The sequence below is a fragment of the Kosakonia sp. YIM B13571 genome (assembly GCF_042788095.1).
GTDB classification, from domain to species: domain Bacteria; phylum Pseudomonadota; class Gammaproteobacteria; order Enterobacterales; family Enterobacteriaceae; genus Kosakonia; species Kosakonia quasisacchari.
In genome coordinates this window covers 1000804-1022052 of the sequence record NZ_JBHZPL010000001.1, presented here as the reverse complement: position 1 = coordinate 1022052, position 21249 = coordinate 1000804, and the positions used below count along the sequence as shown (strand labels likewise).

Annotated in this window: 18 protein-coding genes; 11 read left to right on the top strand and 7 right to left on the bottom strand. The window is 54.9% G+C overall.

The genetic code is table 11. The annotated features are described in order from the left end of the window. The first annotated feature begins 9 nt into the window (after positions 1-9). The 3 genes from mazG to eno all read left to right on the top strand — a co-directional run bounded on the left by mazG (position 10) and on the right by eno (position 4171). On the top strand, positions 10-801 hold the full coding sequence (mazG, locus tag ACFX4O_RS04940; protein WP_380207591.1) for a nucleoside triphosphate pyrophosphohydrolase: 792 nt from the start codon (positions 10-12) through the stop codon (positions 799-801). Positions 802-1153: 352 nt separating this feature from the next. Continuing rightward, positions 1154-2791, top strand: a complete 1638-nt coding sequence (gene pyrG, locus ACFX4O_RS04935; protein WP_131409850.1) for a glutamine hydrolyzing CTP synthase — start codon at positions 1154-1156, stop codon at positions 2789-2791. Positions 2792-2872: 81 nt separating this feature from the next. After that, positions 2873-4171, top strand: a complete 1299-nt coding sequence (gene eno, locus ACFX4O_RS04930) for a phosphopyruvate hydratase (protein WP_131409852.1) — start codon at positions 2873-2875, stop codon at positions 4169-4171. Between the two features lie 66 nt (positions 4172-4237). Here the strand turns inward: eno and ACFX4O_RS04925 are convergent, their stop codons facing one another. Beyond that, complete coding sequence (locus ACFX4O_RS04925) at positions 4238-5347, bottom strand: SDR family oxidoreductase (RefSeq protein WP_380207590.1); 1110 nt, start codon at positions 5345-5347, stop codon at positions 4238-4240. 300 nt (positions 5348-5647) lie between these two features. Further along, positions 5648-6586: a TPM domain-containing protein gene (locus ACFX4O_RS04920; RefSeq protein ID WP_380207589.1), complete on the bottom strand. Its 939-nt coding sequence runs from the start codon at positions 6584-6586 to the stop codon at positions 5648-5650. Between the two features lie 198 nt (positions 6587-6784). On the opposite strand from ACFX4O_RS04920, the gene queE reads away from it, so the two are divergent. Then, positions 6785-7456 (top strand): 7-carboxy-7-deazaguanine synthase QueE, encoded by a 672-nt coding sequence (gene queE, locus ACFX4O_RS04915; RefSeq protein WP_380207588.1) that lies wholly within the window; start codon positions 6785-6787, stop codon positions 7454-7456. A gap of 218 nt (positions 7457-7674) precedes the next feature. After that, positions 7675-8460 carry an SDR family oxidoreductase gene (locus ACFX4O_RS04910; protein ID WP_131410131.1) on the top strand — a complete coding sequence of 262 codons (786 nt, stop codon included), beginning with the start codon at positions 7675-7677 and terminating at the stop codon, positions 8458-8460. 80 nt (positions 8461-8540) lie between these two features. On the opposite strand, the gene queD is transcribed toward ACFX4O_RS04910, so the two are convergent. Then, entirely contained in the window at positions 8541-8903 is a 363-nt protein-coding gene (queD, locus tag ACFX4O_RS04905) for a 6-carboxytetrahydropterin synthase QueD (RefSeq protein WP_380207587.1), read from the bottom strand. 357 nt (positions 8904-9260) lie between these two features. Here queD and cysJ point away from each other — a divergent pair, with 357 nt between their 5' ends. The 3 genes from cysJ to cysH are packed head-to-tail and all read left to right on the top strand — an operon-like array spanning position 9261 to position 13567. Continuing rightward, complete coding sequence (gene cysJ, locus ACFX4O_RS04900; RefSeq protein WP_380207586.1) at positions 9261-11066, top strand: NADPH-dependent assimilatory sulfite reductase flavoprotein subunit; 1806 nt, start codon at positions 9261-9263, stop codon at positions 11064-11066. Then, the gene (gene cysI, locus ACFX4O_RS04895) at positions 11066-12778 is read left to right on the top strand and encodes an assimilatory sulfite reductase (NADPH) hemoprotein subunit (RefSeq protein WP_380207585.1); all 1713 of its coding nucleotides are present in this window, start codon (positions 11066-11068) and stop codon (positions 12776-12778) included. The genes cysJ and cysI overlap by 1 nt, the downstream gene beginning before the upstream one ends. A 54-nt stretch (positions 12779-12832) precedes the next feature. After that, positions 12833-13567 (top strand): phosphoadenosine phosphosulfate reductase, encoded by a 735-nt coding sequence (gene cysH, locus ACFX4O_RS04890; protein ID WP_131409866.1) that lies wholly within the window; start codon positions 12833-12835, stop codon positions 13565-13567. 33 nt (positions 13568-13600) lie between these two features. On the opposite strand, the gene hpxZ is transcribed toward cysH, so the two are convergent. From hpxZ to ggt, 4 genes are all read right to left on the bottom strand, one after another. Then, positions 13601-13984: an oxalurate catabolism protein HpxZ gene (gene hpxZ, locus ACFX4O_RS04885; protein ID WP_086873159.1), complete on the bottom strand. Its 384-nt coding sequence runs from the start codon at positions 13982-13984 to the stop codon at positions 13601-13603. Beyond that, positions 13981-15357 carry an AtzE family amidohydrolase gene (locus tag ACFX4O_RS04880; protein ID WP_380207584.1) on the bottom strand — a complete coding sequence of 459 codons (1377 nt, stop codon included), beginning with the start codon at positions 15355-15357 and terminating at the stop codon, positions 13981-13983. The genes hpxZ and ACFX4O_RS04880 overlap by 4 nt, the downstream gene beginning before the upstream one ends. Before the next feature lie 97 nt (positions 15358-15454). Continuing rightward, positions 15455-15640 (bottom strand): oxalurate catabolism protein HpxX, encoded by a 186-nt coding sequence (hpxX, locus tag ACFX4O_RS04875; protein WP_380207636.1) that lies wholly within the window; start codon positions 15638-15640, stop codon positions 15455-15457. A 9-nt stretch (positions 15641-15649) separates the two neighbouring features. Continuing rightward, positions 15650-17233, bottom strand: coding sequence for a gamma-glutamyltransferase (gene ggt / locus ACFX4O_RS04870; RefSeq protein ID WP_380207583.1), 1584 nt, complete (start codon positions 17231-17233; stop codon positions 15650-15652). Positions 17234-17351: 118 nt separating this feature from the next. On the opposite strand from ggt, the gene ACFX4O_RS04865 reads away from it, so the two are divergent. From ACFX4O_RS04865 to hpxK, 3 genes are all read left to right on the top strand, one after another. Continuing rightward, entirely contained in the window at positions 17352-18191 is an 840-nt protein-coding gene (locus ACFX4O_RS04865; RefSeq protein ID WP_380207582.1) for a MurR/RpiR family transcriptional regulator, read from the top strand. Positions 18192-18393: 202 nt separating this feature from the next. Beyond that, complete coding sequence (locus ACFX4O_RS04860; RefSeq protein ID WP_380207581.1) at positions 18394-19632, top strand: pyridoxal-phosphate-dependent aminotransferase family protein; 1239 nt, start codon at positions 18394-18396, stop codon at positions 19630-19632. After that, a complete protein-coding gene (gene hpxK, locus ACFX4O_RS04855) occupies positions 19632-20882 on the top strand; it encodes an allantoate amidohydrolase (protein ID WP_380207580.1) in 1251 nt (416 codons plus the stop codon). The genes ACFX4O_RS04860 and hpxK overlap by 1 nt, the downstream gene beginning before the upstream one ends. The last annotated feature ends 367 nt before the right edge of the window (positions 20883-21249 follow it).

The window sequence follows — 21249 nt, the reverse complement described above, 5'->3', positions numbered from 1 at the left end:
GGATTTCTCATGACTCAAATCGATCGTCTGCTCGGGATTATGCAACGTCTGCGTGACCCGGAAACCGGCTGCCCATGGGACAAAGAGCAGACTTACGCCACCATTGCGCCCTACACGCTGGAAGAGACGTACGAAGTGCTGGATGCTATCTCGCGGGAAGATTTCGACGACTTACGCGGCGAGCTGGGTGACCTGCTGTTCCAGGTAGTTTTTTATGCGCAGATGGCCCAGGAAGAGGGGCGTTTCGATTTCAACGATATTTGCACTGCCATCAGCGACAAGCTGGAGCGCCGCCATCCGCACATTTTCGGTGACGCACACGCGGGAAACAGCACGGAAGTGCTGTTGCGGTGGGAGCAAATTAAAAGCGAAGAGCGCGCGGAAAAATCTCAGCATTCAGCGCTGGACGATATTCCCCACAGTCTGCCTGCGCTGATGCGTGCGCACAAAATTCAGAAACGCTGCTCGACCGTTGGCTTTGACTGGACTTCGCTCGGCCCGGTGCTCGACAAAGTGTATGAAGAGATCGACGAAGTCATGGATGAAGCCAAACAAGCGGTGGTAGACGAAGCGAAACTGGAAGAAGAGGTCGGCGATTTACTGTTTGCCACCGTCAACCTTTCGCGCCATCTTGGCGTCAAGGCAGAAGTGGCGCTGCAAAAAGCCAACCTTAAATTTGAGCGGCGTTTCCGCGAAGTTGAGCGCATTGTGCGCGAACGCGGTCTGGAAATGACAGGTGTAGATCTGGAAACAATGGAAAATGTCTGGCAACTGGTAAAACGCCAGGAACATGATCTTTAAAGCATTTGTTCTAGTAAGCGCGATTTGTGTGATTTTTTAAATAACAAGCGCTTGATTTACGTCAAAAACATTTACCCAAAAGTGGCTATTTTCACACTCCTTAAGTTTGTTGAAATGCCTTGAGAATCGCCTCTTCGAGTAATTCGGGTCGCAGCAAGGCGGCAACCGAGCGAATCTTCAGACGCTGCAAAACACAACAAGTCTGAGGTGAGTGCAAGAAGCCAATGCAGATGCGGCCTGAAGAACAGAGGAGAGGGGCAATGAAAGTTTGTGGCGTAAGCCATCATCGGGTATACTGCTTTCCCGTCCTGGTTATTCCATCGTCTTTTAAACCTAACTTCTCAGGTTCAGCATGACAACGAACTATATTTTTGTGACCGGCGGGGTCGTATCCTCTCTGGGTAAAGGCATTGCCGCAGCCTCCCTGGCAGCTATTCTTGAAGCCCGTGGCCTCAACGTCACCATGATGAAATTGGATCCGTACATCAACGTCGATCCAGGGACAATGAGTCCAATCCAGCATGGTGAAGTGTTCGTTACCGAAGACGGCGCTGAAACCGATCTGGATTTGGGTCACTACGAGCGTTTTATTCGCACTAAAATGACCCGTCGCAACAACTTCACCACTGGTCGAATCTACTCCGAAGTTCTGCGTAAAGAGCGTCGCGGCGACTATCTGGGCGCAACCGTACAGGTTATTCCACACATCACCAACGCGATTAAAGAACGCATTATTGCCGGTGGCGAAGGCCATGACGTTGCGCTGGTGGAAATCGGTGGTACCGTTGGTGATATCGAATCCCTGCCGTTCCTTGAAGCTATCCGTCAGATGGCGGTAGAAGTGGGCCGTGAGCGCACTCTCTACATGCACCTGACGCTGGTGCCTTATATGGCAGCTTCGGGTGAAGTGAAAACCAAACCTACGCAGCACTCTGTGAAAGAGCTGCTCTCCATCGGTATTCAGCCAGATATTCTGATTTGTCGTTCCGATCGCGCGGTTCCTGCTAATGAACGTGCGAAAATTGCTTTGTTCTGTAACGTTCCAGAAAAAGCTGTGATTTCTCTGAAAGACGTCGATTCTATTTATAAAATCCCGGGCCTGTTGAAATCTCAGGGGCTGGACGATTATATTTGTAAACGATTCAGCTTGAACTGTCCGGAAGCAAACCTGGCCGAATGGGAACAGGTGATTTACGAAGAAGCGAATCCGTCAGGCGAAGTCACCATTGGTATGGTCGGTAAGTACATTGAACTTCCGGACGCATACAAATCGGTTATTGAAGCACTGAAACACGGTGGCCTGAAAAACCGCGTAACCGTTAACATCAAGCTGATTGACTCGCAGGATGTTGAAACGCGCGGCGTAGAGATCCTGAAAGGTCTCGATGCCATTCTTATCCCTGGCGGCTTCGGCTACCGCGGTGTGGAAGGCAAGATCGCCACCGCGCGCTACGCGCGTGAAAACAATATTCCTTACCTGGGAATTTGCCTGGGTATGCAGGTTGCGTTGATTGAGTTCGCACGTAATGTGGTTGGGATGGAGAACGCCAACTCCACGGAATTTGTGCCAGACTGTAAATACCCGGTTGTGGCGCTTATTACCGAATGGCGTGACGAAGAAGGCAATGTCGAGCAGCGTTCGGAGAAGAGCGATCTCGGTGGCACTATGCGCCTCGGCGCACAGCAGTGCCAGCTTGGTGATGACAGTCTGGTTCGCCAACTGTATGGCACACCAACCATTATTGAACGCCATCGCCATCGTTACGAAGTCAACAACATGCTGTTGAAACAAATCGAAGCTGCGGGTCTGCGTGTTGCGGGCCGCTCCGGGGATGATCAGTTGGTCGAGATCATCGAGGTGCCGAATCATCCCTGGTTCGTCGCTTGTCAGTTCCACCCGGAATTTACTTCTACGCCGCGTGATGGACATCCGCTGTTTGCCGGTTTTGTGAAAGCCGCCAGCGAATATCAGAAGCGCCAGGCGAAGTAAAAAAGTTACAACAGCAACGCGTACCATCGGTACGCGTTGTTTGTCTGGAGTTTTAGTTTAACTTGTACTGAGGAAAACCTAATGTCCAAAATCGTTAAAGTCATCGGTCGTGAAATCATCGACTCCCGTGGTAACCCGACTGTTGAAGCCGAAGTACACCTGGAAGGTGGTTTCGTAGGTCTGGCTGCTGCGCCGTCAGGTGCTTCCACTGGTTCCCGCGAAGCGCTGGAACTGCGCGATGGCGACAAATCCCGTTTCATGGGTAAAGGCGTACTGAAAGCGGTTGGCGCGGTTAACGGCCCGATCGCTCAGGCAATCCTGGGTAAAGACGCCAAAGACCAGGCTGGCATCGACAAGATCATGATCGATCTCGATGGCACCGAAAACAAATCCAACTTCGGCGCGAACGCAATCCTGGCTGTTTCTCTGGCTGCTGCTAAAGCTGCTGCTGCCTCTAAAGGCCTGCCGCTGTATGCACACATCGCTGAACTGAACGGTACCCCGGGCAAATACTCTATGCCGGTTCCGATGATGAACATCATCAACGGTGGCGAGCACGCTGACAACAACGTCGACATTCAGGAATTCATGATTCAGCCGGTTGGCGCGAAAACCCTGAAAGAAGCTGTACGTATGGGTTCAGAAGTGTTCCATAACCTGGCGAAAGTTCTGAAATCCAAAGGCATGAACACTGCTGTGGGTGACGAAGGTGGCTACGCGCCGAACCTGGGTTCCAACGCAGAAGCACTGGCTGTTATCGCTGAAGCGGTTAAAGCTGCGGGCTACGAGCTGGGCAAAGACATCACTCTGGCGATGGACTGCGCAGCATCTGAGTTCTACAAAGACGGTAAATACGTTCTGGCTGGCGAAGGCAACAAAGCGTTCACCTCTGAAGAGTTCACTCACTTCCTGGAAGATCTGACCAAACAGTATCCGATCGTTTCCATCGAAGATGGCCTGGACGAATCTGACTGGGATGGCTTTGCATACCAGACCAAAGTGCTGGGCGACAAAATCCAGCTGGTGGGCGACGACCTGTTCGTAACCAACACCAAGATCCTGAAAGAAGGCATCGAAAAAGGCATCGTTAACTCCATCCTGATCAAATTCAACCAGATCGGTTCTCTGACCGAAACTCTGGCTGCGATCAAAATGGCGAAAGACGCTGGCTACACCGCTGTCATCTCTCACCGTTCTGGCGAAACTGAAGACGCCACCATCGCTGACCTGGCTGTTGGTACCGCTGCAGGCCAGATCAAAACCGGTTCTATGAGCCGTTCTGACCGCGTTGCTAAATACAACCAGCTGATTCGTATTGAAGAAGCGCTGGGTGAACAAGCACCGTTCAACGGTCGTAAAGAGATCAAAGGCCAGGCGTAATCGCTAAGCGTTGATCAAATAAAAATGCCAGTCAGTTGACTGGCATTTTTTTTGGTTATTTTTCGACTATTTAAAATCGACTTCCATCTGTTGCGGAATCGTCAGTCCGCGTGTTGTCTGTACGCAGCGGGCGATATAGTCGGTAAAGCGCGGCGGCTTCGGCATCCCCATGCTGAGCAGCTTATCATTGCTGAAACGCACATTAAGTGTGGCAAACGCACCGTAAAGACGCATCGCTTTCAACATCAGGCGCTCATTGCACGGCCCGAAAATATCCTTCAGCTCGCGGCGCATTTTTACCAGCGTTTCATAGCTAACCTGCGCGTATTTATCGCCAACCGGCGCTTTTTCCAGCGCCTGCGCCATTGCCCGGTCGATATCGGCAAAGCGTACGCTATTCTCTTCACCGGCGGAAATATGCACCACTTCACCCTGAGCAATCTGTCCGCTAAGCAGCATTAGCAGCGCGTCGGCGCAGTAATCCACCGGGATCACATCAACGCGATCTTCCAGTGAACACATAAATTTTTGCAACATCAGCCCCATGCTGAACACCCAGAAGATGCTGGTAGACGGGGTGCAGCCGTGGCTGGTGTGGCCGACGACAATAGATGGACGTGCAATAACCAGCGGCAACTGTGGGCACTCTTTGCGCATCAGTTGTTCGATAGTGGATTTGGAGTGCGTATAGGTCACCAGGTGCTCGGCATTCTCGCGAAACTCGCTGCTTTCCGGTACCAATGAATCCGGCTCCGGGGTACAAGACATCGCGGTACCAACGTGTAGAAAACGCTGTAACCCGGCAACTTGTGACATCCGGCGTGCAAAGGCCAGCGTGCCTTCCACGTTGACTTTCCAGACCAGCGGATTATTACCAAAAGAGGCCACCGCCGCGCAGTTCAGCACGTGGGTTACCTTTTCCAGGCGCGGATCGGCAATAAAACCCTCTGGCTCGCCCAAATCGCCGAGCAGGATCTGCGACGTTGAAAGCGAGTTCAGTACCTCTTCACCGAGGTTGAATTTGCGCATATTACTTTTAACGCGCGCAAGCCCGGCTTCGCTATCTTCGGCCCGAACCAGCAACAATAAATTCATCGGTACATTGTCGTTAAGAACTTTTTCTAATACCGCCCCGCCAAGAAACCCAGTGACACCCGTAATCAATAATGTATTCATCAACGCTTTCTCATCATGGTTGTTCTGGCGGATTGTAGGCACAGAAAGCTAAACGCCATATCAATAAAATGAAGTACAAAATTGGGGTTTCTTAAGCTGGTTTTAAGGAATAAAGCGCAGGGGATTTGTCTACGACAACCAATAAAATAAAAAGATTCCGTCACGTTTCGTAAAATATTTATCTCAATGATTTTTAATGGATTGTTTTTATTTTATTAGCCTGCTAATTATCAATAAATATAATTCAAAATATAAAATAAATAATATCTTGTTACATCATTTCTTTTGCGATTTTACGGCTTACCAATTTCCCGAAGAACCGCCGCCGTCACTCGAACCGCCGCCACCGCTGGAACTGTCGCTACTGCTATGGCTGGAACTCTCGCTGCTGGTGTAATGGGTTGTGTCGGTGCTGGCCTCGCCTCCGCGAAACTGACTCAGTTGCCTGCTCTCACGATATTTTTGCCGGCCTGCGGCGGTAAGCCGTTGCGGGTAAATCAACCATACACACAAAATCATCAGCAAAATAAAAATGGGCACGGCGGCGCAGAATATCGTAAAAGGCAGTAGCAAAGGGTTTTGTTCACTGAACGCGAACAAAATCACGGCCAGAGGGCAGGCGATAAGAAACAGTCCAGCTAGTGTGCGGATGTTACCCTTAACCGTCAGGGCAACGATGACCACCGCCAACACAATCAAACTCTTCCACAGAGAAAACCAAGCTGCCATTTGCTGAAAAAACGAAGGGGACTGCGCTTTGGGCAGTGGTTGGCTGGCAAGCACGGTGGTGATCCCCTCAACGCCGCGCACAATTCCGGTATTCAGGTCATCCTGTCTGAAGGCTGGAATCATGTATTCATCAATAATTTGCTTTGCCAGTGCGCTGGTTAGCATATCCTCAAGGCCAGTTCCCACCTCGATACGCACTTTCCGGTCCTGCCAGGCGACCAGCAGCAATACGCCGTCATTACGCTGGGCATCACCAAGCTGCCAACGGTGAAACACCGCGTTGGCGAACTGCTCAATAGTTTCACCATTTGTCGTTGGTACCAGCAATACGGCGGTTTGCGTACCCGTGCGGGCATTCAGGTCGCTTACCTGCTGGGTTAGCGCTTTACGCTGCCAAAGGCTTAACTGATTTTCGGCATCGTTAACCACGCCATTCATCGGTGGAACAGGCACAGCCAGCGCCGGAAGGGTAAAACTCAGCACCAGCAGCAGTGCCAATATGCGCGCCATTTACATCATCCTTGCGAGGCAAAATCTGGGAAAGAACCGTCATAGGATAGCGGCTGATAGCGGGTAATGACAATTTGCCATAACTGATAGTTTTCATTATCAGCGGTTTAAAGAGCCGCCGTGCGCGGCGCAAATGGCACATGATCCCTTGAGGGTTATCTGCAATAATGGCGTTTTTCCCTGGTAATAAGAGCGACGATGCAGTACCCGATTAACGAGATGTTCCAGACCCTGCAAGGCGAGGGTTACTTCACCGGCGTTCCCGCCATTTTTATTCGTTTACAGGGATGCCCGGTGGGTTGCGCCTGGTGCGATACCAAACACACCTGGGATAAGCTCGAGGATCGGGAGGTTTCGCTGTACAGCATTCTCGCGAAGACCAAAGAGAGCGACAAATGGGGCGCGGCAAGCAGCGAAGATCTGCTCGCCATTATCCAGCGTCAGGGCTGGACAGCGCGCCATGTGGTCATCACCGGCGGTGAACCCTGTATTCACGAGCTCACCCCGCTGACCACGCTGCTGGAGCACAACGGCTTTAGCTGTCAGATTGAAACCAGCGGCACGCACGATGTTCGTACGTCGCACGCCACTTGGGTCACCGTATCGCCGAAAGTGAATATGCGCGGCGGCTATGATGTACTCCAGCAGGCGCTGGAACGCGCCGATGAAATTAAGCACCCTGTTGGTCGCCTGCGCGATATTGAAGCGTTGGACGAGCTGCTGGCTCAATTGCACGATGATAAACAGCGGGTGATCGCCTTACAGCCGATAAGCCAGAAAGAGGATGCGACACGTTTGTGTATTGAAACCTGTATCGCCCGCAACTGGCGGCTGTCGATGCAGACACACAAATACCTCAATATTGCTTAATAGAAACCCGCCGCTGGCGGGTTTTTTAATCCAGAAAGGGAAATCGAAAGTGATTATTCCGAAGTGAATTCTCGTGATAATTTAACTTTGACCTTTATCAAGTGTCATTTTATTTATTTGTGTTAGAAAACGTCCGATCACGATATTTAAATATTGCAAAAGGTCGCTTCATTATTACGAGGCGTTGCTTTTTTTCTAAAAGGATTTTGGAACACGCAATGTCAATCAGGTCAATTAATAATTTTTCGCTGGACTTTTTCTCCTTACAGGGCAAAACCGCCATTGTCACTGGCGGTAATAGTGGATTAGGGCAGGCCTTTTCCGTCGCGCTGGCAAAGGCAGGGGCAAATGTTTTTATTCCCGCAATTACCTCGGATGGCGGGGAAACAGAAGAAGCCATTAAGCAGCAGGGCGTAGATGTTGAATTTATGGAAGTTGATATTACCGCCGAAGGGGCGCCGCAAAAGATAATCAGCGCCTGCTGTGAGCGCTTCGGTACGGTTGATATTCTGGTGAATAATGCAGGCATCTGCAAAATGAATAATGTCTGGGAGTTTAATCGCGCCGATTGGGATCCGATGATTAGCGTTAATTTAACGGCCGCCTTTGAATTATGTCATGAAGCTGCAAAAGTGATGGCGAAAAATCTTCGCGGTAAAATTATCAATATTTGTTCCGTGCGTTCATTTTTAGGTCAGCAGGGATCACCTGCCTATTCCGCGACAAAACATGCGCTGGCTGGTTTAACAAAAGCCTATTGTGACGAATTAGCGCAATTTAATATTCAGGTAAACGGTATTGCGCCGGGATATTTTTCCACGGATATCACGCAAATAATTCGCAAAGATCGTAAGCAATATAAATGGGGAATTGATCACACGCCGGCTATGCGCTGGGGAGATACGCAGGATTTAATGGGCGCGGTAATTTTTCTCGCCAGCCGCGCCTCGGATTTTGTTAATGGGCATTTATTAGTCGTCGATGGCGGTTATCTGGTGCGTTAAATACACCGGCGTGTGCGTGGGCAAATGTGCCGTCAACCCGCATGCCTGGTAGGCTCGCAGGTTGACGGTACGAAAGCATTTTATTCGCCGCGATAAACGCAACCCGCCGTGCAGGTCTCTTTTACCATCACCGCGCTCAGCAGCGGCACCACCGGTTTCATCTGATCCCAAATCCATTGCGCCAGCACTTCGCTGGTGGGATTTTCCAGACCAGGGATCTCATTCAAATAGTAGTGATCCAGGCGCTCGTAAAGCGGCTTAAACGCGGCTTTCAGCTCGGCGAAGTCCATTATCCAGCCGGTATAAGGATCCACCTCGCCGGTGATCTCCAGGCGCACCATAAACGAGTGGCCATGCAGACGACCGCATTTGTGCCCCTGCGGGACATGCGGCAGGTGATGAGCGGCTTCGAAAGTGAAATCTTTAAACAACGTGGTCGACATAATGAACTCTCAGGCTTACAAAAAACCGCCGCATGGTAGCGGAAATGACCTTTTTTAGCATTAATTAAAATCACTAAAAGCGGTTACGACAGAAGCCGAACAGCAACGCATTCATTTTATCAATATAATTCAATAAGTTATTCAACCGGTTTTAGTGTTAACAACTATAACTAAAACAGGTTAGTTCTTTTGGTTATTTATTATTTCCAACCTTTCTTTAATTGTTATTATCCCCACCGTTAACCTTAGTTTCACTTCACTTTTTTAAAATTATATCCCACATAGATTTCGCGGCGTTGGCGCGTTCACAGGCTGCGCGAAAGACGAAAGGGAATTGCTACTGGAACAATACGACGCATGACGACCCAGGTCCCACCTTCCGCGTTGCTTCCGCTTAATCCGGAGCAACTGGCGCGCCTCCAGGCGGCCACCACTGATTTAACGCCGAACCAGCTCGCCTGGGTTTCCGGTTATTTCTGGGGCGTGCTGAATCAGCAGCCAGCCGGCTCGACGGTCGCTGCGACGCCGGTTGCCGAAGCGTCTTCTATTACGCTGATTTCCGCCTCGCAGACCGGTAACGCCCGCCGCGTGGCAGAAGCGCTGCGCGATGATTTGCTGGCCGCGAAACTCAATGTCACGCTGGTCAACGCGGGCGACTACAAATTCAAACAGATTGCGAACGAGAAACTGCTGATCGTTGTCGCCTCAACGCAGGGCGAAGGGGACGCGCCGGAAGAAGCCGTTGCGCTGCATAAATTCCTGTTCTCGAAGAAAGCGCCAAAACTGAATGGCACCGCCTTTGCGGTCTTCGGCCTTGGCGACACCTCGTATGAGTTTTTCTGCCAGGCCGGGAAAGACTTCGACAGCAAACTGGCGGAGCTGGGCGCTGAACGTCTGCTGGATCGTGTGGATGCGGATGTGGAGTACCAGGCCGCCGCCGCAGAATGGCGCGCCCGTGTCGTCGAGGTGCTGAAAGCTCGCGCGCCAGCCGCCTCACCGGCGCAAACCGTTGCTGCCGCCAGCGGTGCAGTGAATGAAATCTTCTCCAGTCCGTACACCAAAGAAGCGCCACTCAGCGCAAGCCTGTCGGTTAACCAGAAAATTACCGGGCGTGATTCAGAAAAAGATGTGCGTCACATCGAAATTGATTTGGGCGACTCCGGCCTGCGTTACCAGCCGGGTGATGCGCTTGGCGTCTGGTATCAGAACGATCCTGCGTTGGTCAAAGAGCTGGTTGAGCTGCTGTGGCTGAAAGGCGATGAACCCGTCACGGTGGATGGCAAAACTCTGCCGCTCGCCGAAGCGTTGCAATGGCATTACGAATTGACGGTCAACACTGCCAATATCGTGGAAAACTACGCCACGCTGACGCGCAGTGAATCACTCCTGCCGCTGGTCGGCGATAAAGCGCAATTGCAGCACTACGCTGCGACCACGCCGATTGTTGACATGGTGCGTTTCTCTCCGGCACAGCTGGATGCGGACGTGCTGATTGGCCTGCTACGCCCGCTGACGCCGCGCCTTTACTCGATTGCCTCTTCGCAGGCAGAAGTGGAGAGCGAAGTGCATGTCACCGTCGGCGTGGTGCGTTATGACGTCGAAGGCCGCGCTCGTGCGGGCGGAGCATCCAGCTTCCTCGCCGATCGCGTAGAAGAAGAGGGCGAAGTTCGCGTATTTATCGAGCATAACGATAATTTCCGCCTGCCAACGAATCCGCAAACGCCGGTGATCATGATTGGGCCAGGCACTGGTATTGCACCGTTCCGCGCCTTTATGCAACAACGCGCCGCCGATGAAGCGCCAGGCAAAAACTGGCTGTTCTTTGGCAACCCGCACTTTACCGACGATTTCCTCTACCAGGTGGAATGGCAGCGTTATGTGAAAGAGGGCGTGCTGAGCCGGATTGATTTGGCCTGGTCCCGCGATCAAAAAGAAAAAGTTTACGTACAAGACAAACTGCGCGAGCAAGGCGCGGAACTGTGGCGCTGGATTAACGACGGTGCGCACATTTATGTCTGCGGCGACGCCAATCGCATGGCGAAAGACGTTGAGCAGGCTTTACTGGATGTGATTGCCGAATTTGGTGGCATGGACACCGAAGCGGCGGATGAATTTTTAAGTGAGCTGCGCGTTGAGCGCCGTTATCAGCGAGATGTCTACTAATGAGCGAAAAACACCCAGGCCCACTGGTGGTCGAAGGCAAACTGACCGACGCCGAACGCATGAAACGCGAAAGCAACTACCTGCGCGGTACCATTGCGGAAGATTTGCATGATGGTCTGACCGGCGGCTTCAAAGGCGACAACTTTCTGCTGATCCGTTTTCACGGCATGTATCAGCAAGACGATCGCGATATCCGCGCCGAGCGTGCCGAGCAAAAGCTGGAGCCGCGCCACGCGATGATGCTGCGTTGCCGTTTGCCGGGCGGCGTTATCACCACCAAACAGTGGCAGGCGATTGATAAATTCGCCCACGACAACACCATTTACGGCAGCATCCGCCTGACCAACCGTCAGACGTTCCAGTTTCACGGCATTTTGAAGAAAAATGTGAAACCGGCGCACCAGATGCTGCACTCTGTTGGGCTGGACGCGCTGGCGACCGCCAACGACATGAACCGTAACGTGCTCTGTACCTCGAACCCGTACGAATCTGAACTGCATGCACAAGCCTACGAATGGGCGAAAAAGATCTCTGAACATCTGCTGCCGCGCACTCGCGCGTATGCGGAGATCTGGCTCGATCAGGAAAAAGTGGCGACCACGGATGAAGAGCCGATCTTGGGCCAGACTTACTTGCCGCGCAAGTTTAAAACCACGGTGGTTATTCCGCCGCAGAACGATATCGATCTGCACGCCAACGACATGAACTTCGTGGCGATTGCGGAAAACGGCAAACTGGTGGGCTTTAACCTGCTGGTTGGCGGCGGTCTGTCGATCGAGCATGGCAACAAGAAAACGTACGCCCGCACGGCGAGCGAATTCGGTTATCTGCCGCTGGAGCACACACTGGCCGTCGCGGAAGCGGTGGTCACGACGCAGCGCGACTGGGGCAACCGTACCGATCGCAAAAATGCCAAAACCAAATACACGCTGGAGCGCGTTGGCGTTGATACTTTCAAAGCGGAAGTTGAACGCCGCGCCGGGATCAAATTTGAACCGATCCGCCCGTACGAATTTACCGGTCGCGGCGATCGCATCGGTTGGGTGAAGGGCATCGACAATAAATGGCACCTGACGCTGTTTATTGAAAACGGCCGCATTCTGGATTATCCAGGACGTCCGCTAAAAACCGGTCTGCTGGAAATTGCTAAGATCCATAAAGGCGAGTTCCGCATTACTGCCAACCAGAACCTGATCATCGCCGGTGTGCCGGAAAGTCAGAAAGCGAAAATCGAAAAACTGGCGCGCAGCCACGGTCTGATGGACGCGGTAAAACCGCAGCGCGAAAACTCCATGGCCTGCGTGTCGTTCCCGACCTGCCCGCTGGCGATGGCGGAAGCCGAGCGTTTTCTGCCTTCGTTCGTCGATAAAGTCGAAGCGGTGATGGAAAAACACGGTGTGGGCGATGACCACATTGTGCTGCGTGTGACTGGCTGCCCGAACGGCTGCGGTCGCGCAATGCTGGCGGAAATCGGCCTGGTCGGCAAAGCGCCGGGACGCTATAACTTGCATATCGGTGGTAATCGCAGTGGTACACGCATTCCGCGCATGTACCGCGAAAACATTACTGAACCCGAAATCCTTGGCGCTATCGACGAGCTGGTAGCCCGCTGGGCGCACGAGCGTGAAGAGGGCGAAGGTTTTGGCGACTTCACCATCCGCGCTGGAATTATCCGCCCGGTGCTCGATCCGGCGCGGGATTTCTGGGAATAACGCCTGATTCCTTCCTCCCCGGTCGGGGGGGAAGAGGTGATAAGAGAGGTCAATATGTCCGTACTCGATCTGAACGCGCTAAACGAGCTGCCCAAAGTAGAACGCATACTGCAGCTTTCTGAAACCAACGCGCAGCTTGAGAAATTCAGCGCGGAAGAGCGTGTCGCCTGGGCGCTGGAAAACCTGCCGGGTGAATATGTGCTCTCCTCAAGCTTTGGCATTCAGGCGGCGGTGAGTCTGCATCTGGTCAATCAGGTGCGCCCGGATATCCCGGTGATCCTCACCGATACCGGTTATCTGTTTCCTGAAACTTACCAGTTTATCGACGAGCTCACGGACAAGCTCAAGCTGAACCTGAAAATCTACCGCGCCGAGCAAAGCCCGGCATGGCAGGAGGCGCGCTACGGTAAATTGTGGGAGCAGGGCGTTGAAGGGATTGAAAAATACAACCAGATTAACAAAGTCGAGCCGATGAACCGCGCGCTCGCCGACCTGAACGCGAAAACCTGGTTTGCCGGGCTGCGCCGCGAGCAATCCGGTAGCCGCGCCACACTTCCGGTGCTGGCTATCCAGCGCGGTGTATTCAAAGTGCTGCCGATCATCGACTGGGATAACCGCACTGTGTACCAGTACCTGCAAAAACACGGGCTGAACTACCACCCGCTGTGGGATCAGGGCTACCTTTCGGTGGGCGACACGCACACCACCCGCAAATGGGAGCCTGGCATGGCAGAAGAAGAGACCCGCTTCTTTGGCCTGAAACGCGAATGCGGGCTGCACGAAGGTTAATTTTTCCCTCTCCTTTGCCGGAGAGGGTATTTGTTACCCCATCACACTCACATGCGCCGCCACAATCCGCCAGCCCCACGGGAACTTCACCCAGGTCTGCATCTGGCGGCCAATTTTTTCGCTGTTTTCCCGCGTAAACTCGGTGCTCGCTACCGCCATATCATCGCCGAAGGTGGTGATAGTCGTATTGCGTAGCACGCGCTCAAGCCCGGCAGAAGGGCGCGCGTTGCGAAAATCGCGGATCGCGGCAATCCCGTACAGGTTTTCGGTTGCGCCGTAACGCACCGTGCGTGCGTCATCCCAGAACAACTCGTCCAGCACATCAATATCGTTGCTGATAAGCGCCTGCTCATAACGGTAAAACGCGGTCGTCACTTCATTGAGGATCGCCGGGCGATCAACATTGTCTCGGTTCATGCTGCATCCTGTGGGAAAAGAAGACCGGCCTGCTCCAGCCGCCATGCCGCCTGTAAACAGTGCGCTTCCTGCCAGGGCGCGGCAATAATCTGTACGCCTATCGGTAAACCGCTGGCGGTTTTCAGCGCCACGGTCACTACCGGTAAGCCAAGAAAGGAGATCGGCTGCGTTAGCATGCCCATGCTCGCTTTCACCGGCAAATCGACGCCGTTAATATGCATCGTCTGCGCGCCAATTAGCGTGGCGCTGCAGGGCGTTGCCGGGGCTAACAGCAGGTCAACACCATCGAATAACGGTAGCGTTTTGTCGCGAAACCAGGCGCGAAACCGCTGTGCTTGTGTGTACCAGGCTGAGGGTGTCATCGCGCCCGCCAGCAGGCGTTCGCGCGAATTGGGTTCGAACGCGTCGGCATCGGTGCGCAGGGCTGGCAGATAGTGGTTGCCGCCTTCCGCCGCCGACAGCAAAAATGCCGCCGTTCGCGCCAGCTCCGCTTCCGGCAGCGTCATCGCATGGTCAGCATCCAGCGCTCGCGCCACACGTGCAACGGCCTGGCGGGCATCGTCATCGCACCAGCTCGCGAAATACCCCTCCAGTACGGCGCAGCGCAGCCTGCTTTCCCCATGCAACTGCGGCAAGGCGGCATCACTGGCGCGATTGGACTGCCAGCGATCGTCGGGATCGTGACCTTGCAACGCGTCATACACGCGCGTCAAATCCTCAATGCTGCGTGCCAGCGGGCCGATATGGTCGAGGCTGGCGACAAACGGGTGGCTACCGCTGCGCGACAGGCGGCCAAATGTCGGTTTCAGCCCGTTAATGCCACACAGCGAGGCGGGCACGCGAATTGATCCGTTGGTATCGCTGCCGAGCGAGAAATTGACCATTCCCGCCGCGACAGCCGCCGCCGAGCCACCGGAAGAACCGCCCGCGATACGCTGTGGATCGCGCGGGTTGTGTGTCGCACCGTAGTGGCTGTTTTCGGTGGTAAAACCATAGGCGTAGGCATCCATATTCAGCGCCCCGGCGAGCATCGCACCCGCGCTCGCCAACCGGCGAACCGCAAAAGCATCTGCCTTTGCGGGCGGTTGCTGGCTGAAGAGTTTCGCCCCGGCAAGCGTGGTGACGCCTTCGATATCAAACAGGTTTTTCACCGCATAGGGTACGCCCGCCAGCGCGGGCAATGGTTCGCCATTGGCGATTTGCCGGTCGAGTTGCGTCGCTTCCGCCAGCAGTCGCGTGGCTGTGATGCCAGTAAAGGCGTTGATGCGCGGATTGTCGCGCTCAATGCGCGCCAGCGTTTGCTGTGCCAGTTCGCAGGCGCTAAAGGTTTTGTCCCGCAGACCGCGCTGAATATCAGCAATGGATAAATTCATAGCCGATACTCTCCTGCGCCTTGCTGGCGGTGCGCCAGTTCGCAGGCGCTAACGTTTTTTCCCCGCAGGTCGCGCTGGATCTGAACAATCGATAAATTCATAACCGGTACTCCCCAGCACCTTCCTGGCGATGCGGCAGCGTAAAGGTCATCAGTGGTTGTGCCATCGCGGCGATTCTGGTGAGCTGGATTTCCAGCTCGGCGCGGCGTGCGTCATCCAGCGGGACATCAAGCAGTTGCTCCATCAGCCGGATATAGGCCGGCCAGTCAAACATCGGGTTCATCATCGCTCCTTAAAATCCTGCTGCGCTGCCGTTACTGCGCGGATCGTACGCCCCTTCCAGCATGCCACTGGTGTGGCGCACAATCGCTCCTGCATGTCCGGTCGCTTCGCTCATTCCCGGCAGCCACTCGACGTCATGCCCCAACGCGCGTAGCGCCTGGAATGTCTCTTCGCTAAAACGCCCCTCCAGTTTCAGGCTCTCTGACGGCTGTCCCCATGTGCGGCCCAACAACCAGCGTGGGGCACAAACTGCCTCCTGCAACGGCATGCCCTGCATCACATGGCGGGTAAAAATGGCGGCCTGCGTTTGCGGCTGCCCGTCGCCACCCATGGTGCCGTAAACCAGCGTGCGCCCATCTTTCAGCCGCGCGGCGGCGGGGTTTAAGGTGTGGAACGGCTGTTTGCCCGGCATCAGCGCCAGCAGGTGTGACGGATCGAGACTAAAGGCCGCGCCACGGTTTTGTAGCAGTACGCCGCTTTCCGGCAGCACCACGCCGCTGCCAAATTCGTGGTAAATGCTCTGGATAAACGACACCGCCAGGCCGTTTTTATCGATAACCCCCATCCACACCGTATCGCCCGGCCCTTTTCCCTGGCCCCAAGGCGCGGCGCGCTGCTCATCAATGCTGGCAGCCAGTTGCTCCAGCGGCGCTTGTTCCAGCAGGCTCTGTACCGGCAGCGTGACGTGACGCGGATCGGTGATGTAGCGATCGCGCAGGCCGAAGGCCTTCTTGGTCGCTTCCACAATGCGGTGAATGGTTTGCACTTCGCTGGCCTGCGCCATCTCCAGATGGTCGGTAATCCCGAGGATAGCCAGCGATACCAGCCCCTGCGTTGGTGGCGTCATATTGAAAATTTCGCCCTGGCTGTGTGTCAGTTTCAACGGCACGCGTCGTTGGGCGCGATGGTTCGCCAGATCCTGAGCGGTAATGGGTAAACCCAACGTCTGCATTTCACTGGCAATTAACTGCGCCAGTGAACCGCGATAAAAGCTGTCCAGCCCTTCGGTGGCAAGTTGAGTCAGCGTGCGGGCGAGTTTCGGTTGGCAAAAACGGCTGCCAGCCAGCGGGGCTTTACCTTGCGATAAAAAAGTGTGTGCAAAACCGGGGATATCCACCAGTTCCGCATATTTACTTTGCGTGGCGCTGGCTTGCGACTGGGTGACCGGGATGCCGACTGCGGCGTATCGAATCGCGTCCGCCAGTAGCCGTGAGAGCGGAAGCTGCCCACCACCGAGCGCGGCGGAGACTTTCAGCGCCTCATCCCAGCCGCTGAGCGTGCCGGGTACGGTCAGCGCAGCAAGCGTACCGCGATGGGGGATCTGCGTGTGGCCCGCATAAAACTCGCATGTCGCCCGCTGCCCAGCCGCACCGCTGGCGTCGATGGCGAGCGGTTCGCCCTCTGGCGGCACAATCAACCAGAAGCCGTCACCGCCAATGCCGTTCATATGCGGGTAGGCCACCGCAATGGTTGCCGCTGCCGCTACCATCGCTTCAATCGCGTCACCGCCGTGGCGTAAAACCGACAATGCCGATTCGCTGGCGAGATGGTGTGGCGTTACCGCCATACCTGAGGGGGCCATATTACTTTGCATCGTCACGCTTCCTGTTTTCTGCGGGTAAGTGCAGAACACTAAGCAAGAGCTGTTCCAGATTGACGACGGGTGTTTCACTGTGTCAGCTTAACCTGAAACAAAAGTTGCAGGAGAAGCTATGCAGCAGCTGGATGAGCGTTTACGGGCAAGCTTTGACGAGCTATCCCCACAGGAACAACGGGTTGCTTCATTTATCATTGATCATTTCGACGATCTGGTGAGCTACAACAGTGCCGAGCTGGCGCGCTTGAGTGGCGTATCGAAAGCCACCGTCAGCCGTTTGTTTAAGCGGTTGGGCTACGATCGTTTCAAAGAGATGCGCGATGAGCTGCGCACGCTGCGCCAGAGCGGTATGCCGCTGACCGAGAATCGCGATGCGGTGCAGGGCAACACGCTCCTGGCGCGCCATTACAAGCAGGAGATGGCGAATCTGACGCTGTGGGTCAATACGCTGGATGCCGGGCAATTCGCCGAAATCGTCACCGCACTCAACACGGCGAAGCGGGTTTTTATTATGGGTCTGCGTAACAGCGCGCCTGTGGCACTTCACCTGCGCCAGCAACTGCTGCAAAGCCGTGGTCAGGTGCTGCTAATGCCGCAGCCTGGGCAGACGCTGGCGGAAGAGGTGGTCGATATCACCCCGCAAGATATGGTGGTGGTGGTGGCTTTTCGCCGCCGCCCGCGCGTGGTGCGCCCGCTGCTGGAAGTGCTGCATCAGCAGGGCATTCCGTTGCTGGCAATCAGTGAACCACAGGCGGCCAGCATTAAGTCGCTGTGCCGCTGGCACATCGGTTTGCCGCTGGAGAGCGTCTCCGCGTTCGACAGCTACAGCAGCGCCATGAGCCTGGTTAATTTGCTGTCTAATGCCGTGCTGCACACTGCGCTGAGCGAAGGGCGTCAGCGCATCCACAACATCGCTGCCCTGTATGGAGAACTGGATGAGCTTGAACAACGCTAATGCACCATAACGGTGCTTTTGCACCAGGGTAATGTGTTATGACGGGGCGTTTATCGCCCCGTTTTCTTTTGTATTTGCGTATGAAATAACAGCGATTCAGCGCTGGTGTCGATTTTTTGTCTATGGCACATTAGTTGCAGAAATTAGTTTAAAGAATCTTTCGTTTCATATCGTACGCAGTTGCAGACTAAAGGACGCGCCCATGTTTGATTTTCAGCAGTTCCCGCAAATTAATCCACCTTCGCGCCTGTTGATGGGGCCTGGGCCAATCAACGCCGACCCGCGTGTACTGCGGGCGATGGCGAGCCAGTTGGTGGGGCAATACGATCCGGTAATGACCGGCTATATGAACGAAGTCATGGTGCTCTACCGCGAAGTGTTTCGCACCGAAAACCGCTGGACGATGCTGGTGGATGGCACCTCGCGCGCGGGTATTGAGGCGATCCTCGTTTCTGCCATTCGCCCTGGCGATAAGGTGCTGGTGCCGGTGTTTGGCCGTTTTGGTCATCTGCTGTGTGAAATTGCCCGCCGCTGTCGCGCTGAAGTCCACACCATTGAGGTGCCGTGGGGCGAGGTGTTTAGCCCGGATCAGATTGAAGATGCGATTGTTCGCATCAAGCCGCGTTTGCTGTTAACGGTGCACGGCGATACCTCGACCACTATGCTGCAACCGTTGGAGCAATTAGGTGAGATTTGCCGCCGCCACGATGTGCTGTTTTATACCGATGCGACCGCCTCGCTCGGCGGTAATCCGTTAGAAAGCGATGCGTGGGGGTTAGATGCCGTTTCCGCCGGGCTGCAAAAATGTCTGGGCGGCCCGTCGGGCAGCTCGCCTGTTACCCTGAGCCCACGGATGGAAGCGGTGGTGCGGGCGCGCAAATGCGTAGAACAGGGCATTCGCACCGAGGCGCATCAGGACGGCGCAGAGGAGATGATTTACTCCAACTATTTCGATCTCGGCATGGTGATGGATTACTGGGGGCCGGAACGTCTGAACCACCACACGGAAGCAACCAGCATGCTGTTCGCCGCCCGCGAATGTGCGCGCATTATGCTCGAAGAGGGCATGGATAAGCTGATTGCGCGCCACGAACTGCACGGGCGCGCAATGCTGGCGGGCATCCAGGGCATGGGGCTGGAAGTATTTGGCGATATTCAGCACAAGATGAACAACGTACTCGGTGTGCAAATCCCGCGGGAAGTGCATGGCGAAGAGGTACGTAAACGTCTGCTGGATGATTTCCACATTGAGATTGGCACCTCGTTTGGCCCGTTGCAGGGCAAGATCTGGCGCATCGGCACCATGGGGTATAACGCGCGCAAAGATTGCGTGCTGCAAACGCTAACGGCGCTGGAAGCGGTGCTGAACCGTCTGGGTTTTCGCACCGTACAGGGTGCGGGTATGCAGGCGGCATGGGACATTTACGAAGGAGCCAGTTAATGATGACGCCTTTCGATGCCGCGCAAGCCGCCAGCCGGGTTATGCAGCGCTGTGATGCGCTGGCGCAAATCAGCGAAACGCCGGGGCAACTCACCCGCGTTTATCTCTCGCCTCAGCATTTGCAGGCAAATGCGCTGGTTGCCGGGTGGATGCAGCAGGCGGGGATGCACACCTGGCAGGATGCGGTCGGCAATATATTTGGCCGTTACGAGGGTGTCGAAGCGGGTGCCCAGGCGCTGCTGCTCGGTTCACATCTTGATACCGTGCGCGATGCCGGGCGTTACGACGGGATGCTTGGCGTGCTGGCGGCGATCGAAGTCGTCGAGGGTCTGCATCGGGCCAACCTACGGGGCAGACAGGCTATTGAGATTGTCGGTTTCGCCGACGAAGAGGGCACGCGGTTTAATATCGCGCTGCTTGGCAGCCGTGGGCTGACCGGCAGTTGGCCGCAAACGTGGCTGGCCTGTGAAGATACGCAGGGCGTCAGCGTGGCGCAGGCGCTGGAACAGGCCGGGTTGGATCCCGCGCAGATTGCCAATGCGCAGCGCCCGGTCGCGGATTTTTCCGCCTACCTTGAGCTGCATATTGAACAGGGGCCGGTGCTGGAACAAGCGGATCTGGCGCTCGGCGTGGTCACGGCCATCAACGGTGCGCGACGGCTCAGTTGCCGTTTTACCGGTGAGGCCGGACACGCCGGTACGGTGCCGATGCGTCATCGCCGCGATGCGCTGACGGCCGCCGCCGAATGGATACAGATTATCGAACAGGCAACGATCGAGGCCGGGCCAGAGATGGTCGCTACCGTCGGCACGTTACAATGCGAACCCGGCGCGGTAAATGTGATCCCCGGTGCTGTGGGGCTTACGCTCGATATCCGTAGCCCGCAGGATGATAAGCGCGAAGCGTTGCTCAATCACTTACTGGACGAAGCAAACCGCATCGCGCAGCAACGTAGGCTTGAGTTCCGCCACGACATTTTTTACACCATCGCCGCTACGCCGTGCGATATGCCACTGCGTGAAGAGCTGGCCGATGCGGTACACACCGTGCAGGGGAAGGTTTTATCTCTGCCGAGTGGCGCGGGGCATGATGCTATCGCCATTGCGGAACGCTGGCCTTCAGCCATGCTATTTGTGCGTTGCCATAAAGGCATCAGCCATCACCCGGCGGAAAGCGTGGCCTGTAGCGATGTCGCCCAGGCGCTGCGCGCCCTGAGTCTTGCGGTAGGGCGGCTTATTCACGCGGAGTAGCGGTGATGTGTTACCTCCGTTACAAGGTGCTGCTGTCGAAAAAATATCCAGCACCTCGTTCCGTTCGGGCATACCTGAACGGTGGCCGCTGCAATACTGAATCAGCGAGCAAGTCATCATGCTGAGAACCGGCCGGGCTGGCAGGCGCGGCAGGTTGTGTTTGTTTCTATCTTCGACGTAGTGATTGAGAAAGCGTCATTTCGCCCGCTCACCACTACGTTCATGTCGCATTCACGTATTCCCCCTTTGGTTCCTTTCTTCCCTTTTAGTGCATTGTTTGCACGCTAACTGTGCATTTCATCGTCGACCCTTCTGTGCACCCAGTGTGCCCTCTGCGTTCTTACCAAAAATAAACATTAATAAATCA

Bases quoted from the DNA above. Each gene is read 5' to 3' on its own strand.
- mazG (WP_380207591.1), top strand. From the start codon at position 10: ATGACTCAAATCGATCGTCTGCTCGGGATTATGCAACGTCTGCGTGAC.
- pyrG (WP_131409850.1), top strand. From the start codon at position 1,154: ATGACAACGAACTATATTTTTGTGACCGGCGGGGTCGTATCCTCTCTG.
- eno (WP_131409852.1), top strand. From the start codon at position 2,873: ATGTCCAAAATCGTTAAAGTCATCGGTCGTGAAATCATCGACTCCCGT.
- ACFX4O_RS04925 (WP_380207590.1), bottom strand. From the start codon at position 5,347: ATGAATACATTATTGATTACGGGTGTCACTGGGTTTCTTGGCGGGGCG.
- ACFX4O_RS04920 (WP_380207589.1), bottom strand. From the start codon at position 6,586: ATGGCGCGCATATTGGCACTGCTGCTGGTGCTGAGTTTTACCCTTCCG.
- queE (WP_380207588.1), top strand. From the start codon at position 6,785: ATGCAGTACCCGATTAACGAGATGTTCCAGACCCTGCAAGGCGAGGGT.
- ACFX4O_RS04910 (WP_131410131.1), top strand. From the start codon at position 7,675: ATGTCAATCAGGTCAATTAATAATTTTTCGCTGGACTTTTTCTCCTTA.
- queD (WP_380207587.1), bottom strand. From the start codon at position 8,903: ATGTCGACCACGTTGTTTAAAGATTTCACTTTCGAAGCCGCTCATCAC.
- cysJ (WP_380207586.1), top strand. From the start codon at position 9,261: ATGACGACCCAGGTCCCACCTTCCGCGTTGCTTCCGCTTAATCCGGAG.
- cysI (WP_380207585.1), top strand. From the start codon at position 11,066: ATGAGCGAAAAACACCCAGGCCCACTGGTGGTCGAAGGCAAACTGACC.
- cysH (WP_131409866.1), top strand. From the start codon at position 12,833: ATGTCCGTACTCGATCTGAACGCGCTAAACGAGCTGCCCAAAGTAGAA.
- hpxZ (WP_086873159.1), bottom strand. From the start codon at position 13,984: ATGAACCGAGACAATGTTGATCGCCCGGCGATCCTCAATGAAGTGACG.
- ACFX4O_RS04880 (WP_380207584.1), bottom strand. From the start codon at position 15,357: ATGAATTTATCCATTGCTGATATTCAGCGCGGTCTGCGGGACAAAACC.
- hpxX (WP_380207636.1), bottom strand. From the start codon at position 15,640: ATGAACCCGATGTTTGACTGGCCGGCCTATATCCGGCTGATGGAGCAA.
- ggt (WP_380207583.1), bottom strand. From the start codon at position 17,233: ATGCAAAGTAATATGGCCCCCTCAGGTATGGCGGTAACGCCACACCAT.
- ACFX4O_RS04865 (WP_380207582.1), top strand. From the start codon at position 17,352: ATGCAGCAGCTGGATGAGCGTTTACGGGCAAGCTTTGACGAGCTATCC.
- ACFX4O_RS04860 (WP_380207581.1), top strand. From the start codon at position 18,394: ATGTTTGATTTTCAGCAGTTCCCGCAAATTAATCCACCTTCGCGCCTG.
- hpxK (WP_380207580.1), top strand. From the start codon at position 19,632: ATGATGACGCCTTTCGATGCCGCGCAAGCCGCCAGCCGGGTTATGCAG.